Below are 21378 nucleotides of genomic sequence, written 5' to 3'. Positions count from 1 at the left end.
TTCTTAGCTTGCTATTTTTTCAAATTCAACCTGTTGAGACAATACTCTTTTGTATTCTTTAGGAAATACTTTAATAAACTTAGCCGATTCTTCTTTCCAATTTTTAAGCAGCCTTTCTGCAACAGTACTTCCTGTCAATTGAAAGTGTTTTTGCAATAGTTTCTTAACATCCTCTTCATCTTTTGAAGTAAGGGGGTCCAGATCAATCATCTCCAGATTACATTTCGATTCAAAATCGGCGTACTCATCGTAAACCCATGCAATTCCTCCGCTCATGCCTGCGGCGAAGTTTCTTCCTGTTTTACCTATAATCAAGATTCTTCCTCCGGTCATATACTCACAACCATGATCTCCAATTCCTTCTACCACCGATGTTGCTCCGGAATTACGGACTGCAAAGCGTTCGCCTGCCATTCCCCTCACATAAAGTTCTCCCGATGTTGCCCCATACAGAATGACGTTACCAACAATCATATTCTCTTCAGCTTTAAAATGACTTTCCTTAGAAGGATATACTGCTAACTGTCCGCCTGACAGTCCTTTTCCCACATAGTCATTAGCCTCTCCTTCCAACTCAAAAGAAACACCCTTTGAAACAAAAGCTCCGAAACTTTGACCAGCCGATCCTACGAATTTATAATTCACTGTATTATCCGGAAGCCCAACTGAACCATAGATTTTTGCAATCTCATTAGACAACATTGTACCTATTGTCCTATCTGTATTTTTTACTTTAAAAGTTCCAAAAACAGGAGTTTTAGATTTCAATGCTTCATCAGCATTTTTAATCAATTGCCAATCCAGGATACCGTCTATACCATGATCCTGTTTTTCGCTGTTGTAAAGTGTCATTCCTTTTGGAATTGATACCGGATGTAGAATTCCTGATAGATCGACTTTTTTTGCTTTCCAGTGTATTATACCTTCTTTGCGTTTTAGAAATTGTGCTTTTCCAACCATCTCGTTTATTGTTCTAAATCCAAGCTCTGCCATAATTTCCCTTAACTCGTGAGCTATAAATTTGAACAGGTTAACGATATGCTCCGGTTTTCCGCTAAATAATTTCCTCAATTCCGGATCTTGAGTCGCAACACCTACCGGACAAGTATTAAGATGACATTTTCGCATCATAATACAACCGCCCGCTACCAAAGCCGCCGTCGCTACCCCCCATTCTTCCGCACCCAATAAAGCTGCAACTGCAATGTCTCTACCTGTTTTTAGCTGTCCGTCAGCTTGTAAAATAACACGGCTTCTTAACTTATTTTTCACCAAAGTCTGGTGAGCTTCTGCCAGACCAAGCTCCCACGGCAAACCTGCGTGTTTGATAGAGCTGATTGGCGAAGCACCCGTTCCGCCATCATGCCCAGCTATCAAAATTACGTCGGCATGAGCCTTTGCAACACCAGCAGCTATAGTTCCAACACCAGCCTTAGAAACCAACTTCACATTAATTCTGGCATTTCTATTCGCATTCTTCATGTCGAAAATAAGCTGAGCTAAATCTTCAATTGAATAAATATCATGATGTGGCGGTGGAGAAATTAATCCTACACCTGGTGTAGAGTGACGCGTTTTTGCAATCCAAGCATCTACTTTATGCCCCGGTAACTGTCCTCCCTCTCCAGGTTTTGCTCCCTGAGCCATTTTAATTTGAATCTCATCTGCATTCGTCAGGTAATTAATAGTAACACCAAATCTTCCTGAAGCCACCTGCTTAATTGCAGAACGCATAGAGTCTCCGTTTGCGAGTGGTTGATAACGAAGTTCATCCTCGCCTCCCTCTCCCGTATTACTCATCCCTCCAATTCTATTCATCGCAATAGCTAAAGTGCTATGCGCTTCGTGAGAAATCGAGCCAAAAGACATTGCTCCGGTTGCAAAACGCTTCATGATATTTTCTATCGGTTCAACCTCCTCCAGAGAAATAGATTCTCTATGTTGAGCAAAATCCATCAATCCCCGCAAAGTATATATCTTTTCGTTCTGGTTATTAACCAGGGCCGCATACTTTTTATATACATCGTAATTGTCTGTACGAGTTGCTAATTGCAGTAAATGAACAGTTTCTGGATTAAACAGATGAGCTTCTCCTTTTCTTTTCCACTGATAAATACCTCCTTCTGTGAGTAAAGAAACTTCATCATCAGAGGCTTTAAAACCGTTCACATGTTTGTTTAATGCTTCACGAGCAATATCATCCAGGTTTAAACCTTCAATCCTGCTAATTCCGCCTACGAAATATTTATCCACAACATCTTTGTTGATTCCCAAAATTTCGAAGATTTGAGAGCCATGATAAGATTGCAATGTAGAAATCCCCATTTTAGAAAAGATTTTCAACAAGCCGTCACAAACCGATTTGGTGTAGTTATAAACTAATTTTTCACGTGAAATATCTTTAGCTATTTTTCCGTCTTGTTGCAAAGCTTCGATAGAAGCCAAAGCCAAATAAGGATTAATAGCTGTTGCTCCGAATGCCAGTAAACAGGCAAAGTGATGTACTTCCCAGACATCTCCGGCTTCAACTACCAATCCGATAGCTCCCCTTAGTCCTTTTTTAATTAAATGGTGATGAACAGCAGAAACAGCGAGTAAAGAAGGAATTGGTGCATGTTCTGAATCTATTGCTCTATCCGAAAGAATAATAACCTCAAAATTATCATTTACAGCGTCTTCCGCATAACGGCATAATCTTTCCAGCCCCCGTTCCAGCGAGCCATCTTTACCATCTACAGTAAAATAGGTCTGTAAAGTTTTCGCATTGAAACTTCCTGTATCGATACTACGCAACTTTTCCAGCTCAGCATTGTTCAAAATTGGATGTTTGATACTTACACAGTGACAGTGCTTTTTATCTTCTGCAAGGATATTTCCGTTGTTACCAATAAAAGTAGCCAAACTCATCACCAGCCTTTCACGAATCGGGTCTATCGGAGGATTGGTTACCTGAGCAAAGAATTGTTTAAAATAGCTTGATAAATGCTGAGGTTTGTTTGACAATACTGCCAACGGGACATCAGTTCCCATAGATCCTATCGGCTCTTTACCGTCCAGAGCCATCGGTTTGATAATCATATCAACATCTTCTCTGCTATATCCAAATACTTTTTGATAACGATGAACAGCCTCTCTGCCTAAGCTTGTAAAAGAAACCCGAGGCTCGGGCAGATCTTCCAATTTTATAATATAATTATCAAGCCATTCCTGATATGGTTGTCTAGAAGCGATTTGATGTTTAATTTCTTCATCTTTAATGATTTTCCCCTGCTCGATATCAATCAAAAACATCTTACCCGGTTGCAAACGCCCTTTGGTAATTACCTGTGATTCTTCAATAGGCAAAACTCCCGCTTCTGAAGCTACTATACAGGTATTATCTTCAGTTATTACGTAGCGTAAAGGTCGAAGGCCGTTTCTGTCCAGGATAGAACCGATCAATTTAACACCATCTGTAAATGTCAGCGCTGCAGGGCCATCCCATGGCTCCATTAAAGTAGCATGATATTCGTAGAATGCTTTTTTCAGCGGATCCATATCTTCGTTTCCGTCCCATGCCTCTGGCACCAACATCATCATCACATGAGGTAATGATCTTCCCGAATGTGTTAAGACTTCTACAATATTATCCAAACAAGCCGAATCTGATTGATCTCCTTCTATCACAGGAAGTAAAATTTCCATTTCCTCCTTGGTAAAACAAGGTGACACCAAAGATTTTACCGCTGCATAAAACCAATTTAAGTTTCCTGTTAATGTATTGATTTCGCCATTGTGAGAAATAAATCTGAATGGTTGTGCTAATTTCCAGGAAGGGAATGTATTGGTAGAAAAACGTGAATGTACCATACCAAACGCCGATTGGTATTTCTCATTCTGAAGATCTTTGTAATACTGTCTTACCTGAAAAGTTGTAAGCTGGCCTTTGTAAACTATCGTCCTTGAAGAGAACGACGTAAAGTAAAAATATTCTGATTCTTCTTTTATTTCTTCCTGAACTGTTTTGGTAATTAGTCTTCTTAAAACATACAGTTTACGCTCAAACTCATCACCTTCTTTAATATGAGCTGGCTTTGACACAAAAACCTGTCTAACCATAGGTTCAACCGCTTTGGCTGTTTCTCCGATCACAGAATTGTCTACAGGCACTTTTCTAAATCCCAAAACTTCGAAGTTCAGCTGCTCTGCACATTTTGTAATGATATCAACAATTGCCTTTCTCGACAATGCTTCCTGTGGCAAAAACATCATACCAACACCGTAATGTCCGGGCTCTTTTAAGTTGATTTCTAAATTATTACATTCCTCTAAAAAGAAGCTGTGTGGAATCTGAGTAAAGATACCCGCTCCATCTCCAGAATCTGGGTCGCAACCACAAGCACCACGATGCTCCATATTTTCAAGTATGGTCAACGCATTCCGTACAATTTCATGAGATTTTTTACCATTGATATTGGTAATAAATCCGGTTCCACATGCATCATGTTCAAATTTAGAATCATACAAACCATAGTTTCTTTGATCAAACCAACCCATCATAAAATTTAATTTTGTTTTAACACAAAATTAGATACTAAATTCTTCAAAATAGAACTTTATTGAATTTTTATAGTTTTATCAATAAACCATATCATTAAAGTACTTAATTTTATCAATTCATCAACGAAACATACATTAAAATAATAAAAAATCAATAAAATAATATTTAAAATACAAATAAATCAATCAAAACAACTTTATTTTAAATTATTAAAAACAAAACAAACAAAAGATTAGTATTTTTAAATTTGCTCCATGGAAATTAAGAATAAGGCTGTTTTCTTAGACAGAGATGGTGTGTTGAATAAAGAATTGGGAGATTATGTTTGCACTTTAGAAGATTTTGAAATACTTGAACATAATTACGAAACTTTAAAAGAATTACAGGACAGAGGATACCTTCTTATGGTTGCTACTAATCAAGGAGGAATAGCTAAAGGATGGTATACTTTGGACACCTTAAATGAAATGCATAACAGGCTGGCAAAAGCCTACGAGCCTTATGGCGTAAAATTTACTGATTTTTATTTTTGCCCTCATCATCCAAACTTTACCGGCGAATGCGACTGCAGAAAGCCTAAACCGGGTATGTTATTGAAAGGAATTGCAGATCATAGTATAGATCCTTCACAATCTTATTTTATTGGTGATAAATTTACTGATGTTGAAGCTGCTGAAGCTGCAGGGATGACTGGTATTAAGATTGAGATTGACCAACCTTTGGGTGAAATTTTACATTTGATTAAGTAGGTTCCGAATATTAAAAAATTTCTGGCAACCGTTTTGCTTTCTTAAGTAAAACATTTACTGCTATGAACTTAAAAAGAATTTTTGGAACACTTTTAACAATACTAGGAATCATCGGTTTAGTATACAGTGCTTTAGAATTTACAAGAGGAAGCGACTTTACCAGAAGCTTGATAGTCTACCTTATCTTAGGCATCATTTTTTTCTTTACAGGTATTGGTCTTATAAGAAGCACATCAGACTCTTCCAAAATGTAAATTCTATTTGAGAATCCATGCGAGGACAGTCATTCACTTACAATATGGGAAATGATTATCTCTGCATGGATTCTTGAGTTTTCTATAAACCATAAATGCGTATCCATTCCGCCGCAAACAACACCCGCCAGATATACTCCCTTACGGTTTGTTTCCATGCTTGCCTCATCATATTTTGGATAGCGATTTCGTCCTTCCAGCATTATTCCCAAATGTTGTAAAAAAGAAAAATTAGGCTGATATCCTGTTAAAGCCAACACAAAATCATTATCTAATTGCAAATCTCCATTTGGCGTATTTATCAGAACAACATCTTCTTTAATGCTTTTTATTTCGGAATTAAAATAGGCCTTAATACTTCCTTCTTTAATCCTATTTTCGATGTCAGGTTTCACCCAATATTTTACCCTATCACTAATTTCACCATTTCTTATAACCATCGTTACTTCTGCTCCCTTGCGATAGCATTCCAAAGCAGCGTCTACGGACGAATTACTGGCTCCAACAACCATTACTTTTTGTATCGCAAAATAGCTGGGATCATTATAATAATGAAATACTTTGGATAAGTTTTCCCCCTCTACTCCCATCCAGTTAGGGATGTCATAAAATCCGGTAGAAACTATTATATTTTTAGCCTTGTAGAAATTTTTACTTGTCTTTACTTCAAAACTTCCCTGCACTCCTTTTAAGTCTAAAACTTCTTCAAATAAACGAACATTCAAATCGAAATAGAGTGTCACTCTCCGATAATATTCCAACGCTTCTGATCGAGTTGGTTTTAAATTATTGGAAATAAAAGGAATATCCCCTATTTCTAACCTTTCTGATGTCGAAAAAAAAGTCATATTCTGCGGATAGTTATATAAAGAATTTACCAAACAGCCTTTCTCTATTATTATATATGACAATCCTTTTTTCTTAGCTTCTATTCCACATGCCAGACCAATTGGTCCGGCCCCTATAATTAAAATATCGTAATCCATTTATTTCCAAATTTGAAATAAAACAAAAAAGCCGGAAGTGTATTCTCCCGGCCTTATATCATTTTAAGATTTTACTTACTATTTACCAGCAGCTTTAGCATGATCTGCTAAGAATTGAGCTAAACCATTATCAGTTAATGGGTGTTTTAACAAACCTAAGATAGAAGACAAAGGACCTGTCATTACATCAGCGCCGATTTTTGCACACTCCACAATGTGAACTGCATTTCTGATAGAAGCCGCTAAGATTTCTGTTTCATAACCGTAGTTATCAAAAATCAATCTGATATCCTCTATTAGTCCATAGCTATCTGCACCGATATCATCTAATCTGCCTAAGAACGGAGATACATAGCTAGCACCTGCTTTTGCCGCTAATAAAGCTTGTCCCGCAGAAAAAATCAAAGTACAGTTTGTTCTTATTCCTTTGCTGCTGAAATATTTAATTGCTTTGATACCATCCTTAATCATAGGAATTTTAACAACAATCTTAGGGTTTAAAGCTGCTAAAGCTTCACCTTCTTTAATCATCCCTTCGTAATCTGTAGAGATAACCTCTGCACTTACATTATCTTCAACGATATCACAAATAGCTTTGTAATGATTTAAGATATTCTCTTCACCAGTTATACCTTCTTTAGCCATTAAGCTAGGGTTGGTTGTTACACCATCCAAAACACCTAAATCTTGCGCTTCTTTAATTTGAGCAAGATTTGCTGTATCTATAAAAAACTTCATAATCTTTTTATATTCTAAATGTTTGATTGATTTTTAAATACTATTCAGGATTGAAAAATTGTCAAAAACAAAAGAAAAAATCCCCTGATAATTTTTTCGTTACAAATTTACGAATAGAAAACGAATTAGGAAAAGATTCTTGTAGTAAATTGTTTGATTTTTTAGAATTATGAGAAAAGAAAAAATGGGCTAGCACCTTCTATCGCACCGCTACAACCTCCTACCCTTGCTGCGTTCCCACCCTGGGGGAATTCAGAGGGAGCTGGTCGTAGAAGACTAACCCGGCACAAAGGTATCATTTTTTATCTTTATTCTAAACTAAATATCAAACTAGCGAACAACAGACTGTAAATCAATCAGAAAATTTTATTTCTTTTTACGTTTTCCATTATTATCTTGTCTGGCTTCGTTCATCAGGCTTTTCCAATCGTATGGATTTGCTTGGGAAAACACAATAGTTTCTTCATACGCTCCCTTATTGATTTCCATTACATCTATCGGTTTACCTATATATTCCTGTATTGCGTCTAAATAAGCCTTCTCCTCTTCGCTGCAAAACGACACTGCTCTTCCCCGGCTCGTACCTCTGCCCGTTCTGCCTATTCTGTGAACGTAGTTTTCAGGAACTTCAGGCAAATCGTAGTTTACAACAAAATCTACACCCTTTACATCAAGTCCTCTAGCACTTATATCTGTTGCTATTAAAATCTGATTTTTTCCATCTCTAAAATTATCTAAAACCTGAAATCTATTTTTTTGATCTTTGTCTCCGTGGATAGTTTCTGTATGGATGTTTACTCTTTCCATCGCTTTAGCAACCCGCTCTGCCCTTATCTTGGTTCTTACAAATACTATAATTTTCTTCCCCTGATTCTCCTTAATTAATCTTTCCAGGAAAAATCTTTTATCATCCATCCCTACATATGCAACGGCGTGATCTACATTTTTAGACACAGGATCTTTTGGAGACAATTGGATACGCACCGGCTTATTTACCAATGCATAGGCTAGATCTTTAATTGTATCATTTATGGTTGCAGAGAAAAACATAGTTTGTCTCCTTTTGGGTAACAATGTTATTAATTTCTTGATATCATTGTAAAAACCTTGCTCCAACATTCTATCAGCTTCATCCAAAACTAAAAAATCTATTTGTTTAAGGTAAAGATGGCCTTTAAAAACTAGATCCATAATTCTGCCTGGCGTAGCAATCAAAACATCCGCTTTATTTAGCTTTTTGAGTTGTGGTTCAATCTCAACTCCACCTATCACAGCTAAAGGAATTATAGATGTATATTTTCCCAGGTTTAGAAAAACCTGCTCTATCTGTATGGCAAGTTCCCTTGTTGGCACCATTACTACGGCTTTTATGGTCGGCTTATCTAAATGAGGTTTTGATCGCTCAAGCATACTAATCAAAGGGATTGCAAAAGCTGCAGTTTTTCCCGTACCTGTCTGAGCTATCGCCAATATATCCTGACCGGAAAGAATCTGAGGAATAGATTTGAATTGTATATCTGTCGGCTTTTTAAAACCTGCCTCTTCCAAACTTCTTTTAATACCTGATGATATATTGTACTTATTAAACTTCATTCGACAAAGTTAGCTTTTAATGCTTGATAATAACAAAAAACTCCGCTAAAGCGCGGAGTTTTATTATCTCAATTTACTTGTTTTTGATTGGTGATTTGCCTGAACCGGATTGATCTTAATTACCTTAAATTCGGTTCGTCTATTTAATTGGTGCTCTTCTTTAGTACATTTAACACCGTCTTTACAATGATTTAATAGTTGTGTCTCTCCAAATCCTTTAGCCAACAACCTTGAGCCGTCTGCGCCTCCGTTTAACAGAAACAGTTTAGCGGAATTCGCTCTATTTTCTGATAATAACATATTATAAGAAGCTTTCCCTCTCGAATCGGTATGGGCCCGAAGTTCTATATTGACGTAAGGCATTTTCTTCATAAACGCCAATACTTTATTTAATTCCGGCTCTGCATCTTTCCTAATGGTATATTTATCAAAGTCATAATAAATGTTATTTAATTTCACCAAATAGGCGTCCTCTGCTTTTTCCACTTCGAACCTAACATTAAAAATGGTAGACTCTTTAATTCCTTTTGTTGATAGTTGTCCTTCCTGTTTTAATAAAAACTTATCAGAGTCTCCTCTCAAAACGTAGTCAGTTTCTTTTTCCAAATCAAAAGAAAAAGTACCATCTTCTTTAGAAAGAACCGACTTTTCTTCACCTTTACTTTTATTTACCAGATAAACACGAAGTCCAGATATAGGGTCATTTGTTCCATTTTCTACGACCTTACCAGCCACTACGCAGATTATTTCTGGTTTAGTTTCCTCTTTTCTGGAAAAATGATAAATATCGTCCAAACCTTTCCCTCCAACTCTGTTGGAAGTAAATAATCCGGTGGTATTATCTGAAAAAAAAGTAATTCCGAAATCATCTTTTGGAGAATTGATAGGAGCTTTTAAATTCTCAGGTTCATCCCATTCACCTTTTTCGCCAGTAGCAGAAAATATATCCAATCCTCCCAATGTAATGTGCCCTTTAGACGCAAAGAATAATTTACCGTCTTGCCTTACGTAAGGAAAAGCTTCATCTTCAGCCGTGTTGATCTTATTTCCACAATTTACCGGAACCGTCCATTTTCCATCTATTTTTACTGAATAATATAAATCCATTCCTCCAAATCCACCAGGCATATCAGAAGAAAAATACAATATGTTCCCGTTTGGACTTAAGGTAGGGTGTTGTACAGAATACTTAAAATTACTATTATACGGAAATGGTTGTGTTTCAGTCCAAACCCCATTCTTCTTTTCTGAAAAGTAAATCTCTTTTCTAACTATAGGATTTTTCACATTTCTCAACTCTTTTTTATTCACATTTCCAATACGCGTAAACACCAAATATTGTCCGTCCCAACTAATTGCCGCAGGACCATTATGGTAATCTTTATTGATGTGTGATGGCAATAAACTTAATTTGTAATTTTCTCCCTGTGGATTCTCGCCTACAGCCTGATAGATTTTCATAAAAGAATTACCTGTCCACCCCGAAATTTTATCTTTACTTTTTTTCTCGTTCGCAGCAACGAATGCCCTATCGGAAGAGAACAGAATACCGTCATTAAAAATAACTGGTGAAAAATCTGAAGCGCTAGAGTTCAAAGCCTCTACATTTGAAATTTCTACCGTTTTATCAGGATTATCCAACCATAAACGAGCTGCATCACACGAATTTGCCTGAGTAAGTGCCAACTCAGCTTTTTTCGGAACTCTTTCTCCATACATTAAATAGTAATGCTTCGCTTCCTCAAATTTCGAGTTCTGTTTTAATACATTAGCGTAATAAAAATAGTTCACCGGATCGAAATTCGGGAAAGTTATAACCTTTTTATATGTCTGTTCTGCCTCCTGTGTCCTTCCTACAAATCTATAACAGTTAGCTAATTTTTCTGCAACATCTAACGATGGCTTCTTTTTTATTAATTTCTCGTAAATATCTATAGCATAATAGTAATCCAAATTATCATAGTATGCATTGGCCTTTTCTAAATCATTAGATTTTAATTTAGAAGGACTTAATAAATATCCTGATGCCGATATAAAAAGACAGATATAAAATATTTTTTTGAAGTTCATATTAAAAATATCTTGGATTCAAGATTTTTAAGTTTCTATTTTTACCTAAAACAAAGCCCAAACTAATTTCGTGTGTAGAGTTAAAGCTCCTTAAAGTTGCAGCTGAATAGTCATATGAATAACCTATGTTCCATGTATCACCTACAAACTGAAACATTCCTACAACTGAACTTCCACTTAGACTTTCAACTTCTTTTTTCCAAATATCTATATTTGTTCTGTAAGATCCTCCTATCCAGACTTTATCTGCTACTAAAAAATTCAAATTTCCGTCCAAACCAGTTGGTCCTTTAAAATCTTCTTTCAATAAAATAGTAGGTTTACACCTCAGGTAGTCGTTAATATCAAATAGATAACCCGATGAGAGAAAGAAATGATTATTCTGATTAGTAACTATATTGCGTATTGAGCCTTCTTTTGAAAACATTTGAGAAAAAAGGTTGGTAACCGAGGCACCGAAAAAAAACCGATTTGTACTATAATGTATGCCAAATCTCGCTTCTGGTTCCATATAGGTATATTTACCATTTAGAAAATCTCGTTCCTGCTCCTCTTCATAGGTTGCCTTATCGGAATCATATGTGAATTGTGAAATTCCTCCCGCCAAACCTAAAGCGAGAGTACCTTCTTCGCCAACTAAAAGTTTATAAGAATAATTAACATATGCAGAGAACTTTCCTCTTAATCCATATTTATCGTTTATTACGCCTAAAGCCAAACCTACTTTGTCCTTAGCCAGCGACCCGTCTAAAATAAAAGTTTGTGTTTTAGGAGCGCCTTCTACTCCAACCCACTGATTTCTGTAAACAGCACTTACATTCCAGTTTTCCTTATATCCGGCATACGCTGGATTAATAATCAAATTATTAAACATATATTGAGAAAATTGAGGATCTTGCTGTGCCTGAGCCTCTAAGCTTATTGATATCACAATAAAAAAAAGTATAAGATACCTTTTCATTACTTTTGATTCTTTACTAATGAAATAAACCCTTTAAACACCCGATATTCGTCTCCAATTTTCACTTTTAACAAATAATAATACGTTCCGTCATTTAATGATGATCCATCCCATCTATTCAACGAAGAAAAGGATTTTGTCTTAAAAACTTCCCCTCCCCATCTATTAAAAATAGTAATTTCATTTTCTGGATAGCCGTCTATGTTACCTATGGTCCAAGTATCATTCTTTCCATCTCCGTCTGGCGAGTAACTGTTATAAAAAACAAGATTATGAGCGTCTTTTACACTAGCTAATGCTATAGGAACAGTTTTAAAAGAGTCATCAATTTCAAAAATAAACTGTTTATTTAAATCCGGAGAAGTTAAATCCAACGACTTATTTAAAGATAAGTTTTCCCAAAAACTATCTTTCCATTTAGCCAATGAAGCATATCCATCCTCATTATTATAAAAATAATTCACCTTCATTCGGGAATCCCCATCAGTTCTATCTATAACATGATAAAATTTAAAGTTTACATCAGAAATATTATCCTTTCGACTTTCTCGATAATAATACGCCGTATTTGGATCTTTTTTTAAGAAAGAAATACCCACTGTATTTCCTTCATTAGAAGGCGAATTTATTTCGATTGGTCTATATAAAAATTGTCCATTATCATTCGCTCCCATGGGATATAAATAATTCCCTGATTGTCCTAATTTACGATAGAAAAAACCTCCTTCTGTTGAACTTATAAAACCGCTGCTCCTATTCAGCGAACTTTCTGATGCATTTGACAAAGTTAGTTTGCGACCTATCAAACTTAGTTCTCTATCGCTTAAATCTAAAAGATTGAAAATTCGCACATTTTGAGAGACAACTTTAATACCTGTACCGGAAAGCTTTAGTGAAGGAAAAGACATCGGATAGTCTCCTTTTAATTCCTGATTTCCCCCTATAAGCACCACTTCTCCCTTTGAATCTATCAATCCCCCATTTTTATTTTTATTTTCCCAGTTGCCGGTAAGTCTCAAAGTTCCATCATTTTGTATTTCATCTTCGTTAATAAAGTCTGATCCCACAACTACTTCTACCCCATTTTGGATGATCACCCCACTCCCTTTTTGGATAATCACCTGAGCACATAAGTTCATAGTGCACAACCACATTGATATGATAGCTGCAATTTTCATCATCTAGTTAATAATTACAGCATTGAAAACAACATCAGGCAAAACCACTATATTGGTACTCGAATTATATAATTTCACCTCTATTTGATTAGTTGAAATGCCCCTGACATAAGAAACTGTTACACCGTCAGGGAGTTCTTGATTAGGAGATACTGTTATTACAGACTCTAGACTTACCCTACCTAAAGAAATATTTTTCTTAACTGCAGATCCAGGTGCAATTGATTCTCCTAAAAATGTAAATGTACCTTTAGCAATTCCCTTCAATATGCTTCCGGCAGACCCCAAATAAAGATCTCCATTTACATGAAATTTCGCCAGAGGTGAACTTTGGCTTATCCCAACATTTCCTGAGGACTTAATACGGATTACCTCTATATTATTTGTCGCAAAAACTAAGTCCTTTGCATCTTTAGTACCCAAAAATGATCCTGATGCCCCCGATATCTCCGGATTTGTCCCCGTGTTACCGTTTATCTGCCAGGATGTTGAAGTATCAACAGGTCCTTTAATATTAGCAGTCTTTTCCCACACAAATTGACCTGTTTTTTTATAAACATCACCGCTTAATTTATCTAAATATAAATCACCAATACTGCCTAATAACTCATCTGGCACCGAGGATCCCTCATGCCAAACATTGCCTCCATCCCCTTTAATACCTTGTGGCCCTTGAGGTCCAATTGGCCCAACCGGCCCTATTTCTCCAGTGTCGCCTTTATCCCCCTTGTCGCCTTTATCCCCCTTGTCTCCTTTAAAACCCCGCGGGCCCTCTGGCCCGACAGCTCCTACCGGCCCCTGAATTCCTTGTGGGCCAATAGGCCCAGTTAACCCAACGGCTCCTTGAACTCCCGGATCGCCTTTATCACCCTTATCCCCTTTCTCACCTTTTAATCCCTGATCACCTTTAGATCCTGCCGGACCAGTCAAGCCTGTAGGTCCAATGGGACCTATATCACCTTTATCCCCCTTTGGTCCAATCGCTCCCTGTGGACCCGCTGGTCCTTGAATCCCTTGAGGTCCAATGGGACCAGTCTGTCCAACGATTCCCTGTGTACCCTGATCTCCTTTGTCTCCTTTGTCTCCCTTATCCCCTTTTGGCCCCTGCAAACCCTGATCACCTCGATCTCCTTTTGGACCTGTAAGACCTATTGGCCCTTGATCTCCTTTTTCTCCCTTGTCTCCTTGTGGCCCTTTCAGTCCCTGCGGTCCCTGGTCGCCCTTAACTCCTTGTAAACCCTGCGCTCCCTGAATACCTTGAATCCCCTGATCTCCACGGTCGCCCTTATCTCCCCTTGGCCCTTGAGGACCCGTCGGCCCTTGCTCTCCTTTATCTCCTCTTGCGCCTTGTACTCCCTGTGCTCCTTGAGGGCCTGTATCGCCTTTTTCACCTTTATTACCCACTGGCCCTTGAGGCCCCATCGGTCCAACAACTCCTGTGGTTAAATTTGCAATAGGCAGAGACCAGCCATCCGCCTTATATCTATATACTTTTCCTGTACTTGTATCCAAATACAAATCATCCTCTCTTAAACCAGATAATAATAATCCAGATGGATCTTTATCTCCTGTAAACCACAAAGCACCCTGATCTCCTTTTTCTCCACGAGGTCCCAAAACACCTGTTGTCAGGTTCGCAACTGGCGCAGACCAACGCCCCCCTTCAAACCGATATACCTTGCCTGTATTTGTATCAAGAAACAGATCTCCCTCTCTTATTCCCGAAAGTGATAACCTTTGTGGATCATCTGTACCGGTAAACCATAACGGCCCCTGGTCACCTTTGTCTCCTTTTTCCCCCTTATCCCCTTTAGCCCCCTGGTCACCCTTTTCTCCCTGTGCCCCCTTTTCTCCTTGCAGTCCAACTGGACCTATCTCTCCCCGAGGTCCCTGATCTCCCACCTCCCCTTTATCACCTTTTGGACCAGGAATTCCCGGAATACCTTGTATCCCTTGAACGCCTTGCTCGCCCTTTTCTCCGGATAATCCCTGAATTCCCTGATCACCTTTGTCTCCTTTTGTTCCCGGATCCCCTTTATCACCTTTTGGTCCTACTGCTCCGTTTTTTAAATTGGCAATAGGGTTCCAGCCACTATTGTCATATTTAAACACATCTCCCGAAGCAGTATTCAAATACATATCCTGATGATTTGGGCTAACTGGATAGGAAGAACTTGGATTATTTGGCCCAGTAAACCAAATAGTTCCTCTAATTCCGTCGCCATTTGTGATTGCGATCCAGGCAATACCATCCCAATAATTAAATTGGGTTGTAGAAGTATTAAAAATCAATAGTCCTTTATCCTGTAATGCCAATTTCGTTGAAAGTACATTCTTCTCTCCATCAGATAACCTTGGAACAAGAACCCCCTTTTCCTTGGAGGAAACATCTAATATGGCATTCTCATTTGGAGACCTTGTTCCAATTCCTACCGATCCAGATTGCGCCCATAATTGCACACTTCCAAATAGCAAAAAAAATAGAATTGGGATTTTTTTCAAGAAAGTTCCTTTAGGTAAAGCTTTATCCATAGATTAAATATAAACTATAAAAAAATCACATAATATCATTAAACAAAAAACATTTACAATTACAAAACTGAAAACAATATATAATTTTATAAATTAAATATTTTAAATCAATTTAAAAAAACATTTACAGCTTTACAATTGTTTTTTTTATACGATTTAACAATAAAATAGTTACATTAGCCCGATTTTTATGTTTTAACGAAAAATGGCTAAAGAAATTAAAGAATTAGAAAAAGTTGCTTCTCAAGTTAGAAGAGATATCATTAGAATGGTGTACGACTGCCAGTCAGGCCACCCTGGAGGTTCATTAGGTTGTACAGATTTTTTGGTTGCTCTATACTTCAGAGTAATGAAACATGACCCTAAGTTCAATATGAACGGAATCGGAGAAGACCTTTTCTTCTTATCAAACGGACATATATCGCCAGTTTTTTACAGCGTATTAGCTAGATCTGGTTATTTCGATGTAGAAGAGTTAAAAACCTTCAGAAAATTAAATTCCAGATTACAGGGGCACCCTACAACTCACGAACATTTACCTGGAGTGAGAGTTGCTTCCGGATCTCTTGGCCAAGGTTTATCGGTAGCAATTGGTGCTGCTTTAACCAAAAAAATAAACAAAGATAATTCTGTTGTTTTCAGTTTACATGGTGATGGTGAGCTTCAGGAAGGCCAAAACTGGGAAGCTATTATGTTTGCTCCGCATAACAAAGTAGATAATTTAATTGCTACTGTAGACTTTAACGGTCAGCAGATAGACGGTCCTACCTCTTCAGTATTAAGCTTAGGTGATATAGGCGCAAAATTTGAAGCATTTGGTTGGGAAGTTTTACATGCAGACGGAAACAACATGACAGAAATCGTAGAAACTTTAGAGTTGGCTAAATCCAGAACCGGAAACGGCAAACCAATTGCAATCATTATGAAAACCGAAATGGGTAAAGGTGTAGATTTCATGGAAGGTTCTCATAAATGGCATGGTATAGCTCCAAATGCAGAACAACTTGCGGCTGGTTTAGCTCAATTAGAAGAGACTTTAGGAGACTACTAATCAAAACTTAATTTATCACGATAATTGCAATGAAAAAATATACATATACAGAGAAAAAAGACACTCGCTCTGGTTTCGGTGCTGGTTTGTTAGAGGTAGGAAGGAAAAACGAAAATGTTGTTGGTCTTTGTGCTGACTTAATTGGCTCATTAAAAATGGGCGACTTCCAAAAAGAATTTCCGGAAAGATTCGTTCAAACAGGTATTGCAGAAGCAAACATGATTGGTATGGCTGCCGGTATGACTATAGGTGGCAAAATTCCTTACACTGGTACTTTTGCTAACTTCTCTACAGGTAGGGTTTATGACCAAATCAGACAGTCTGTTGTTTATTCTGGTAAAAATGTAAAAATTTGTGCTTCTCACGCAGGTTTAACTTTAGGAGAAGACGGTGCTACCCACCAAATTCTTGAAGATATTGGTATGATGAAAATGTTACCGGGGATGACAGTTATAAATCCTTGTGACTACAATCAAACTAAAGCAGCAACAATTGCTATTGCAGATTACGAAGGACCTGTTTATCTAAGATTTGGACGTCCGGTTATCCCTGTTTTCACCCCTGCAGATCAAAAATTCGAAATTGGAAAAGCATGGATGGTTAATGAAGGAACTGATGTAAGTATCTTTGCTACAGGACATTTAGTATGGGAAGCTATTTTAGCAGGCGAAAAACTTGCAGAAGAAGGAATTAATGCTGAAATTATAAATATTCACACCATTAAACCTCTTGACGAAGAAGCTGTCTTAAATTCAGCTAAGAAAACGGGATGTGTTGTTTCTTGCGAAGAACACAACAGGTACGGAGGTTTAGGAGAAAGTATTGCACAATTATTAGCAAAAGAGTTACCTACTCCTATGGAATTTGTTGCTGTGAATGACAGTTTTGGTGAAAGCGGTACTCCTGCTGAATTAATGAAAAAATATGGTTTAGACAGTTCTAATATTGTTGAAGCTGTAAAAAAAGTAATGAAACGTAAATAGTTTCTTTATTTTTTTAGATATTAATAGCCGGAGTTTTACTTCGGCTTTTTTATTTGATATAATTTATGTTGATAGAAGATTCAGAATTGTTAAACATGTTTCAGGAAGAGTCGAAACGCCATGAAGCGTTTTCGATATTACTGAAAAAATATCAGCAAAAAATATACTGGCATGTAAGACGAATGGTTATCGATCACGATGATGCCGACGACATTGTTCAGGAAGTATTTATAAAAGTATGGAAGAACATTAATTCTTTTCGACAGGATTCGCAGTTATACACGTGGATATATAGAATAGCAACTAATGAGTGTATTACTTTCCTGAACAAGAAAAAAAATCATTTGAATATTTCATACGAAGAATTAGCCGAAAAGCTGGAAGATTCATTAAATGATGATAATTACTTTTCTGGCGAAGCTATTCAGAAAAAACTGCAAAAAGCGATTCTTGCATTGCCCGAAAAACAAAGGTTGGTATTTAATATGAAATATTATGATGATTTGAAATTTCAGGAAATTTCTGATATTCTGGGTACAAGTGTAGGCGCCTTAAAAACGTCTTACCACCTTGCCGTAAAGAAAATTGAAAAATTTTTGTTAACATCAGATTAAACCTTTTCTGATTTATTGACTCTGTAGAAGTATGAAAGAAGAAGTAAATAGTAATGGAGAAATGGATGGAACTTTCTTAGAAGGCCTTAGAACTAATCCATTCTTAGTAAAACCAAATTACTTCGATAATTTACATGATCAAATATTATCGAATGTTAAATTGGATGATATTAAGAAAGAAGGCGTTTTTAAAACCCCTGAAAATTATTTCCAGACATTAGAAGAACAGGTTCTTTCACAAGTAGTTCTTCCTGAAAATGGATCCAGTATATTTAAAGTTCCTGATCAGTATTTCGAAAGTTTAGAAAACAAGATTTTAGCATCGGTTGAGGAACCAACTCAGAAAAACAATATCCGTTCTATTTTTAGTAGAAACTTAATCCGATACGCAGCTGCCATATTGATTATGATATCAACAGGTTTAGCACTGTATTTCAGTCAGCAAAAAACAAATATCGATACAGAAATAGCGAAAATACCGGATCAGGAAATAATAGATTATCTGAATATGTATTCAGACTCTAATGATATTCAACTTATTTTAGAAAACACAAATACCGATGATTTATCCTCTTTGGAAAATCATATCAATCATTTATAAAAGTGCTATGAAAAATTTGCTAGTTATTGTTTTACTAATACTATCTTTCAATAGCTTAGTGGCACAAGAAAGACCTTCTCATTCCAATGACAGAGAGAAATGGGAAAAAATTGATGCGTTAAAACTTCAATTTGTAATAAAGAAACTTCAGCTTCCGAATGCTGTGGAAAATAAGTTTATTCCTCTATACTCCAGTTATCAACAAGCGTTAAGAAATGTTTATGCCGAACGCAGAAGGATAAGAGAGCAGAATAAAGCAAATCCTGGAAAACAGGTGGATACAGATTTCTCTTTCGAGTCTAAAATATTGGATGTTAAACAAGAGTATAAGAAAAAATTTGAAGCGATTTTAAGCTCAGAGCAACTTAGTACAATGTATTCTTCTGAAAGAGATTTCAGAGAAGAGCTTATGCAACAACTCAAAAAGAAATAGATGTAATTTAGTTGTTTCTGACGACATGAAGATCTCATATTGGTGTATATTTGTACATGCTTAGTCAGAAACAATTATTTCTATTAAACACTGCACAAACATCCAACAACCCGCGATTTTTGGAAATCGAAAAAGCAGAAGGTAACTACATATTCGATGTCGATGGTAAAAAATATTTAGACCTTGTATCTGGATTTGCAGTTAGCAATATCGGGCATCGGCATCCCGCAGTAATAAAGGCTATCAAAAAGCAACTGGACAGATATCTCCATGTTACTGTTTATGGCGAATATGTTCAATCTCCTCAAGTTAATTTCGCTCATCTTTTATCCACTGTTTTACCGGAAGACCTTTCTTCAGTATACTTTACCAATTCTGGAACCGAAGCTACAGAAGGCGCTTTAAAACTTGCAAAAAGGTATACCGGAAGATCTGAAATTCTGGCTTTCAACAAAGCCTATCACGGAAGCACTCATGGAGCTTTAAGCGTTATGGGGAATGAATATTACAAGCAAGCCTATCGTCCCTTACTTCCCAATATTGGTTTTTTAGATCTTAATAACGAAGATCAATTAGACCTGATTACGAAAAAAACCGCAGCTGTCATTCTGGAAACCATCCAGGGGGAAGCAGGAGTTCGAGTTCCGGATAAATCCTATTTTAAAAAACTTAGAAAAAAATGTTCTGAAACAGGCACACTATTAATTTTAGACGAGATACAAACTGGTTTCGGTAGAACTGGAAAACTTTTCTGTTTCGAACATTATGACTTAGTTCCTGATATTTTATTGGTTGCAAAAGGTATGGGAGGAGGAATGCCTATTGGTGCATTTATCTCTTCGAAAGAGATAATGGACTCTTTAAAAGACAATCCAATTCTGGGCCATATTACAACTTTTGGAGGTCATCCGGTAAGCTGTGCTGCTGGTTTGGCCAGTCTGGAAATTATCTTAAAGGAGCGATTGCACCAAACCGTATCAGTGAAAGAAGCTTTGTTCAGAAAACATTTAGCACACCCAAAAATTAAAGAAGTAAGAGGTCTAGGATTAATGTTATCAATACAGTTAGATAAATTCGAGAACGTAGAAAAAATCAGTTCTCTGTGCGTAAAAGAAGGAATTATTATTGATTGGTTCTTACACTGCGAAACGGCAATGCGCATTGCCCCTCCTCTAACAATTACTAACGAAGAAATAATTAACGCTTGCAATATCATTAAAAAAACAATAGATACAGTTTATGACGTCTGAGACGATTAGCTACCTGGAAACGGTACAGCAATTTTTAGTTACAAAAGGGACCGAAGTTGGAATAGGTTTAATTAAAGCTATTTTAATATGGTTTGTGGGCAAACAAGTAATAAAGCTGATAGACAAAGCTTTTTCTGCCATTATCCAAAAAAATAAAGTTGATATCTCGTTACAACTTTTCCTAAAAAGCATTATCCATAATGCGCTTACTGTACTGTTAATCATGACAGTGCTAACAACCTTAGGCATAGAAATGACCTCTTTCTTTGCTTTATTAGGAGCTGCAGGTCTGGCGGTAGGTATGGCCTTGCAGGGAAGCTTGTCAAATTTCGCAGGCGGAGTTTTAATCCTCCTTCTTAAACCTTTTAAAGTTGGAGATAATATTGAAGCCAAAGGAGTGTCAGGTACTGTTGCAGAAATTCAGATTTTTCATACAGTTTTAAAAACCTCGAATCTAAAAACAGTTATTATTCCAAACGGTGCTTTATATAATGATGTTATAATCAATAACTCTGTAGAAAGTTCCAGAAAAATCGACTGGATATTTAATATAAATTATGGTGACAATATCGATCTGGCAAGAAAAATAATCGAAGAAGTAATTTTCAACGATGATAGAGTGCTAAATAGAACAACTCCGTCTATTGTAGTAAGTTCAGTAAGTAATAACATTGTAAGTCTAAAAGCAACAGCTCTTGTAAATACAACAATATTATCAGCTTTAGAAACCGAAAAGATTGAAGCAGTGAAGAAGGCTTTTGACCAAAATAAAATTGCGCAGCCTAGTTCTTATACCACTGTGCATGTTTATCAAAAAGCATCATAACAAAGAAGGGCTAATTTAA

17 protein-coding genes and 1 other RNA gene are annotated in these 21378 nt (G+C 36.7%); 9 read left to right on the top strand and 9 right to left on the bottom strand.

What is annotated here, in order from left to right:
* Positions 1–3: 3 nt before the first annotated feature.
* The gene (gltB, locus tag PEDSA_RS00940) at positions 4–4536 is read right to left on the bottom strand and encodes a glutamate synthase large subunit (protein WP_013631276.1); all 4533 of its coding nucleotides are present in this window, start codon (positions 4534–4536) and stop codon (positions 4–6) included.
* A 258-nt stretch (positions 4537–4794) separates the two neighbouring features.
* Here gltB and PEDSA_RS00935 point away from each other — a divergent pair, with 258 nt between their 5' ends.
* Positions 4795–5289: a D-glycero-alpha-D-manno-heptose-1,7-bisphosphate 7-phosphatase gene (locus PEDSA_RS00935; protein WP_013631275.1), complete on the top strand. Its 495-nt coding sequence runs from the start codon at positions 4795–4797 to the stop codon at positions 5287–5289.
* Between the two features lie 62 nt (positions 5290–5351).
* On the top strand, positions 5352–5543 hold the full coding sequence (locus PEDSA_RS00930; RefSeq protein ID WP_013631274.1) for a hypothetical protein: 192 nt from the start codon (positions 5352–5354) through the stop codon (positions 5541–5543).
* Between the two features lie 29 nt (positions 5544–5572).
* Here the strand turns inward: PEDSA_RS00930 and PEDSA_RS00925 are convergent, their stop codons facing one another.
* The 8 genes from PEDSA_RS00925 to PEDSA_RS19375 form a co-directional block, all read right to left on the bottom strand.
* The gene (locus PEDSA_RS00925) at positions 5573–6529 is read right to left on the bottom strand and encodes a YpdA family putative bacillithiol disulfide reductase (protein ID WP_013631273.1); all 957 of its coding nucleotides are present in this window, start codon (positions 6527–6529) and stop codon (positions 5573–5575) included.
* A gap of 78 nt (positions 6530–6607) precedes the next feature.
* Positions 6608–7267 (bottom strand): fructose-6-phosphate aldolase, encoded by a 660-nt coding sequence (fsa, locus tag PEDSA_RS00920; RefSeq protein ID WP_013631272.1) that lies wholly within the window; start codon positions 7265–7267, stop codon positions 6608–6610.
* 184 nt (positions 7268–7451) lie between these two features.
* Positions 7452–7550: signal recognition particle sRNA small type (ffs, locus tag PEDSA_RS19740), an RNA gene on the bottom strand.
* An 83-nt stretch (positions 7551–7633) separates the two neighbouring features.
* Complete coding sequence (locus PEDSA_RS00915; RefSeq protein WP_013631271.1) at positions 7634–8860, bottom strand: DEAD/DEAH box helicase; 1227 nt, start codon at positions 8858–8860, stop codon at positions 7634–7636.
* A 63-nt stretch (positions 8861–8923) separates the two neighbouring features.
* Complete coding sequence (locus PEDSA_RS00910) at positions 8924–10930, bottom strand: OmpA family protein (RefSeq protein WP_013631270.1); 2007 nt, start codon at positions 10928–10930, stop codon at positions 8924–8926.
* A gap of 1 nt (position 10931) precedes the next feature.
* Positions 10932–11891, bottom strand: coding sequence for a PorP/SprF family type IX secretion system membrane protein (locus PEDSA_RS00905; RefSeq protein ID WP_013631269.1), 960 nt, complete (start codon positions 11889–11891; stop codon positions 10932–10934).
* A complete protein-coding gene (locus PEDSA_RS00900) occupies positions 11891–13072 on the bottom strand; it encodes a gliding motility-associated C-terminal domain-containing protein (protein WP_013631268.1) in 1182 nt (393 codons plus the stop codon). Before PEDSA_RS00900 ends, PEDSA_RS00905 begins: the two co-directional genes overlap by 1 nt.
* Entirely contained in the window at positions 13073–15601 is a 2529-nt protein-coding gene (locus PEDSA_RS19375; protein WP_013631267.1) for a collagen-like domain-containing protein, read from the bottom strand.
* Positions 15602–15806: 205 nt separating this feature from the next.
* On the opposite strand from PEDSA_RS19375, the gene PEDSA_RS00890 reads away from it, so the two are divergent.
* From PEDSA_RS00890 to PEDSA_RS00860, 7 genes are all read left to right on the top strand, one after another.
* Positions 15807–16652, top strand: coding sequence for a transketolase (locus PEDSA_RS00890; protein WP_013631266.1), 846 nt, complete (start codon positions 15807–15809; stop codon positions 16650–16652).
* A 29-nt stretch (positions 16653–16681) separates the two neighbouring features.
* Positions 16682–17635 (top strand): transketolase family protein, encoded by a 954-nt coding sequence (locus PEDSA_RS00885; protein ID WP_013631265.1) that lies wholly within the window; start codon positions 16682–16684, stop codon positions 17633–17635.
* Between the two features lie 71 nt (positions 17636–17706).
* Positions 17707–18249, top strand: coding sequence for an RNA polymerase sigma factor (locus PEDSA_RS00880; protein ID WP_456095376.1), 543 nt, complete (start codon positions 17707–17709; stop codon positions 18247–18249).
* Positions 18250–18280: 31 nt separating this feature from the next.
* A complete protein-coding gene (locus PEDSA_RS00875) occupies positions 18281–18850 on the top strand; it encodes a hypothetical protein (protein WP_013631263.1) in 570 nt (189 codons plus the stop codon).
* A gap of 7 nt (positions 18851–18857) precedes the next feature.
* Complete coding sequence (locus PEDSA_RS00870) at positions 18858–19283, top strand: hypothetical protein (protein WP_013631262.1); 426 nt, start codon at positions 18858–18860, stop codon at positions 19281–19283.
* Positions 19284–19339: 56 nt separating this feature from the next.
* A complete protein-coding gene (locus PEDSA_RS00865) occupies positions 19340–20533 on the top strand; it encodes an aspartate aminotransferase family protein (protein ID WP_013631261.1) in 1194 nt (397 codons plus the stop codon).
* Positions 20523–21359 (top strand): mechanosensitive ion channel family protein, encoded by an 837-nt coding sequence (locus PEDSA_RS00860; protein WP_013631260.1) that lies wholly within the window; start codon positions 20523–20525, stop codon positions 21357–21359. The genes PEDSA_RS00865 and PEDSA_RS00860 overlap by 11 nt, the downstream gene beginning before the upstream one ends.
* Positions 21360–21378 lie beyond the last annotated feature (19 nt).

Source organism: Pseudopedobacter saltans DSM 12145, from assembly GCF_000190735.1.
Taxonomy (GTDB): Bacteria; Bacteroidota; Bacteroidia; order Sphingobacteriales; family Sphingobacteriaceae; genus Pseudopedobacter; species Pseudopedobacter saltans.
The sequence above is the reverse complement of the archived record's forward strand: the minus strand, read 5'-3'. Positions and strand labels throughout refer to the sequence as shown.